This window comes from Pseudomonas sp. (genome assembly GCF_049645325.1).
Lineage (GTDB): Bacteria > Pseudomonadota > Gammaproteobacteria > Pseudomonadales > Pseudomonadaceae > Aquipseudomonas.
This window is the reverse complement of sequence record NZ_JBARTQ010000360.1, coordinates 1-2580: the sequence shown is the minus strand read 5'-3', so window position 1 is coordinate 2580 and position 2580 is coordinate 1. Positions and strand designations below refer to the sequence as shown.

Genomic DNA, 2580 nt, shown 5'->3' with positions numbered 1-2580 from the left:
CCGTCGATCAAAGGAGAATCACATGCACAGCCACGATTCGATCTTCCCGCGGGCGCTGGGCAAGCTGCTCCGTGAGATCTTCGACGGACCGCCCGGCGAAGAGGCTTACCTGCTCAACCCGGGCGCGAATGAAAAGGGGACGGGGGTCATTTATTGCTACTGCTCGGGCGGGCGGCCACAAGTGCGAAGCGTGTGCTGCCGGAAAAGACCCCCGGCCCCTGGTATGTCCCCAAGAACTCTTAAGGCATTAAGAAGGACCATCCCAGCGCTTCTATTGGAGGAGTTTGTCCAACCTTCAATCAGGAGACTTGGAGATGGTCACAAGAATCCAAAAGCGGAAGTCCAAGGGATCGACGAAGCGGTTTATCGGGAGGCCCGCCGGTCAGATCCAGGAGCGAGTGCAGGCCGTTGGGCCGGAGCATTTTGGCGTCATCGCCATCGACTGCGCGAAACGCCGCTCGAAGTGGATGTTGTGCAACTTCTATGGCAAGATCCTCGTCGCGCCGACGACCGTGGAGCATACCACAGGCGCCTTGCGGTTGATGACACAACTTGCCAGCGAGGCTTGCCGTGGCGAAGGTCTGACGGACACGATCGTGGCCGTGGAGATGACCGGCATCTATCACAAGCCGGTCCAGAGAGCCTTTCGCAAGGCCGGATTCGACACCCGCATCGTTCATCCGTTCGCGTCGAATCATTATCGCCGGCCACTGCATCCCGATCAAAAGACCGATGACCACGACCTGGAAGCGATCTTCCATGCGGCGGTCAAGGGATACGGCCTGGCGACGTTGCCGGTGTCCGAGGTGTATCAGTCGCTGCAGGCCGCCTCGCGTCATCGGCACAACCTGGTCAAGCAGCGCTCGCGCCTGATGGTGCAGATGCGACGCCTGCTGCATCAAACGATGCCGGGCTTCGCCGACCTGTTCGAGAACGACCACCTGTTCCACAAGTCGATCGCGATTCCGATTGCCTTGCAGTTCTCGTCGGCCGAGGCGATTCGCCGCGCCGGCGTGGCTGGCATCGAGAGCCACCTGAAGCGAGCGAAGGTACGCTTTCAAGCACGCACGATCGAACGCATCGTCGCCTGGGCGGGCACCGCGGCCGAATCGTCGGAGCTTGCCGCGATGCACACGCGGCAGTGGCAGCAGCTCAACGAGGTGCGGCAGTTGTTCGAACGACAGATTGAGGCGGCGGAGCGGGAAATGGCCGGTTTTCTCGTGAAAACGCCGTATGTGCTGCTGCTGAGCGTGACGGGCATCAACGTCGTCTCCGCCGCCCGACTGGCCGGGGAGGCCGGGTCGATCGAGCATTACGCTTCGGCCCGCGCCATCAATGGGCGAGCGGGGCTTTACCCGTCGCGTTACCAAAGCGACGCGGTTGATCATGCCGACGGCTCACTCGTTCGTCAGTGCAATCGGCAACTCCGCGGCGCCGCCATGCTGGTGGCCGAGAATCTGATCAAGTGCCATACGTACTACCGCGGCTTGTCGGCCCTGTGGGCACAACGGAACGTCGACCCGCGCGATCGACGTTGCCGGATTGCCAACCGCGCCATGCGGATGGTCTATCAGCTTGTCGGCGGGCGACAGGTCTGGCGTGGCCGCGGCGTGGATCGTGAATATCTGCTGTTCAAGCTGCGCGAGTTCCACCGCCTGCACGACACGCCGATCGGCGAGTTGATCCGTGACCTGAACGAAGCGTATGTGTGGCTTCCCAAGTCCGAACACGCCGCCGAGGCCAGGCCGCTGGCGGAACTCGTGACCCGCAAGCGCCGCGGCCCCGAGCCCATCGGCAACTTGCTGATCCCATTGCTGATCCGACTGGGACTTACTTCCGAAGAACTTGGAATCGCTGATGCACAGACGCTAGAATCGAATATGTCCGAAGCTCGGAGCTCTGGCTGACTTGTTGTGCCGCCAGGCACACTGACAACATCGTCTTGACCCCGAGGGATATCCACGCAGCGTAAGCTTCGTGGAGCAAGCCCGTAGAAAAAGCATGGTGCTCTGTCAGCGGTTCGAACGCCGGATGAGACAGTGTGGAGCCTTCGAGCTTCGGATATCTACCAGGGTGGCGAGAACGAACCCTTGCTGCTGACCGAGCGTGCCTGGCAGCCTTCCCGTCGCTGGACATCGAGTCCGAAAAAAACTACCGTGAGGTCGTTGCGCTCAACGTGCGCGCATCATCGAAATCGCAAACTCCCCCATGACAGTGCTTTCCTCCGCCTCATCAGGCGGTTTCAACTAACCCCCCGGCCAGGCGAACCACCCGGTCGGCCTGCGCGGCGATCGACTGATCGTGCGTCACCATGACGATCGTGAGCCGCTGCTGGCGGTTCAAGGATCGCAGGATCCGCAGGATGTCCTGCCCCGTGCCGTGATCGAGGTTTCCCGTCGGTTCGTCGGCCAAGAGCAACTCGGGCTCGGTGACCAAAGCCCTGGCGATGGCCGCTCGCTGCATCTCGCCGCCGGAGAGCTCGCTCGGCTTGTGCTTCAGGCGGTGGCCCAGACCGACAACCTCGAGCAAATCGTCGGCGGTCTTGCGGAGCTTCCGGCGATGCCGGAAGAAGTCCCAGGT

The 2580-nt window shown here is 61.9% G+C and carries 2 protein-coding genes; one reads left to right on the top strand and one right to left on the bottom strand.

The features are described 5' to 3' along the window. Positions 1–314 precede the first annotated feature (314 nt). A complete protein-coding gene (locus tag WBB95_RS15955) occupies positions 315–1907 on the top strand; it encodes an IS110 family transposase (protein WP_424488466.1) in 1593 nt (530 codons plus the stop codon). 325 nt (positions 1908–2232) lie between these two features. On the opposite strand, the gene WBB95_RS15950 is transcribed toward WBB95_RS15955, so the two are convergent. After that, the coding region (locus WBB95_RS15950; RefSeq protein ID WP_424488465.1) for an ABC transporter ATP-binding protein at positions 2233–2580 on the bottom strand (348 nt) is incomplete at its 5' end.